Genomic DNA, 349 nt, shown 5'->3' with positions numbered 1-349 from the left:
TTGTTGCTGGAGGCGTCCTGGGAGGCGGTGGAGAGTGCGGGGATCGATCCCCTCTCCCTGAAGGGCAGCCGTACCGGTGTCTTCGCCGGCGTCATGTACCACGACTACGCCCTGGGCACCGAGGCCGCGGCAACGACCGGCGGCAGCCTCGTCTCGGGACGCGTTTCCTACACCCTCGGCCTCGAAGGGCCTTCCCTGACGGTTGACACGGCCTGCTCGTCGTCACTCGTGGCGCTGCACCTCGCGGCACAGTCGCTGCGGTCCGACGAGTCCTCGATGGCGCTGGTGGGCGGCGTGACGGTGATGACGACGCCGGACATGTTCCTCTACTTCAGCCATCAGCGGGGCA

The 349-nt window shown here is 67.9% G+C and carries 1 protein-coding gene; it reads left to right on the top strand.

Translation table 11 applies throughout. From position 1 onward, the window contains the following. Positions 1-349 (top strand): beta-ketoacyl synthase N-terminal-like domain-containing protein (locus tag FKN01_RS32340; RefSeq protein WP_143626198.1); only part of this gene is annotated, 349 nt, incomplete at both ends.

The sequence above is a fragment of the Streptomyces sp. 130 genome, assembly GCF_007096885.1.
Lineage (GTDB): Bacteria > Actinomycetota > Actinomycetes > Streptomycetales > Streptomycetaceae > Streptomyces.
Note: the sequence above shows the minus strand (reverse complement) of the source record. Positions and strands in the feature narration are given on the sequence as shown.